The organism is Actinomadura sp. 7K507 (assembly GCF_004348425.1).
GTDB lineage: Bacteria > Actinomycetota > Actinomycetes > Streptosporangiales > Streptosporangiaceae > Spirillospora.
This window is the reverse complement of record NZ_SMKK01000525.1, coordinates 1-1352: the sequence shown is the minus strand read 5'-3', so window position 1 is coordinate 1352 and position 1352 is coordinate 1. Positions and strand designations below refer to the sequence as shown.

Annotated in this window: 1 protein-coding gene; it reads left to right on the top strand. The window is 69.5% G+C overall.

The genetic code is table 11. The features are described 5' to 3' along the window. The first annotated feature begins 150 nt into the window (after positions 1-150). Positions 151-1335 (top strand): ISAs1 family transposase, encoded by a 1185-nt coding sequence (locus E1285_RS45050; protein ID WP_165967060.1) that lies wholly within the window; start codon positions 151-153, stop codon positions 1333-1335. Positions 1336-1352: the final 17 nt, after the last annotated feature.

Sequence of the window (1352 nt, the reverse complement as noted above, 5' to 3'; positions counted from 1 at the left end):
CCAGGGCTAATGCGTTCTCAGATGCTGAGATGAGCCGGTAGATCGGCAGGCCAAACGGCGGGTGGCACCCGGGGGGTTGTGAACGACGAACGCGGTCCCCGATGATCTTGGGTGTCTAAGCCAGTCGATCAAGACAGGGACCGCGTTCGCGTGCCATCCTCCCCGATCGACGCCCTGGTTCGCCACTGCGAGGGCGTCGTCCCGCCATGTCCCGTCACCGACCTGCCCGGCCTGCCGGTACTGGTGGAGGTGCTGGACCGCATTCCCGATCCGCGACGTCGCCGCGGCCGCCGGTACCGGCTCGGCCCTCTGCTGGCGTTGTGCCTGGTCGCCGTGCTCAGCGGCGCCACCAGCCTGGCGAAGATCAGCAGGATCGCCGCGGAACTGGACCCACGCGTACTCGCCGACCTGGGGTTGCCGGCGGCAAGGCCGGTCGTGACAACGCTGGGGCGGCTGCTGGCACGGCTCGACGGCGACGCCTTCGACAAGGTGATCGGGGCCTATCTGTCAGCCCTGGCCCACGACCCCGACGCGGGGTACCAGGCCGGACCGGAGGCGGTGTCGGTGGACGGCAAGACGCTGCGGGGCAGCCGCCGCCCGGACGGAACGGTGACGCATCTGCTGGCGGCGGCCCTGCACGACGGGCGGACCGTGGTGGCGCAACGCCAGGTCGACGCCAAGAGCAACGAGATCCCCGCGTTCGTCCCGCTGCTGGCCCGCCTGGATCTGACCGGGAAGGTCGTCACCGCCGACGCCCTGCACACCCAGCGTGAACACGCCCGTCACCTGGTCCGGGACCGAAAGGCGCACTACCTCCTGGTCGTGAAGGGCAACCAGAAGAGCCTGCACCGGCGGCTCAAGCGCCTGCCCTGGCGGGAGATCCAGCTGCACGACCGCACCGTTGAGGACGGGCACGGCCGCCACGAGATCCGCCGGCTGAAAGCCTGCACCGTCCGGCCCGGGCTGCTGTTCCCGCACGCCGTCCAGGCCATCCAGGTCAAACGCCGCCGCACCGACCGCACCACCGGCAAAACGACGATCAAAACCATCTACGCCGTCACCAGCCTCGCCCCAGGCCACGCCACACCCGCCCAGCTCGCCGCCCTCATCCGCGGGCACTGGACCATCGAGGCCCTGCACCACGTCCGCGACGTCACCTACGCCGAGGACCGCTCACACATCCGCACCGGCCACGCACCACGTATCATGGCCGGCCTGCGCAACCTGGCCATCGCCCTCGCCAACCTCATGGGCTGGACCAACATCGCCGCCGCCAACGACCACTACCGGGCACACCCCACCCACGCACTTCAACTACTCGATCTCACTACCTGAGAACGCATTAGCCCTGA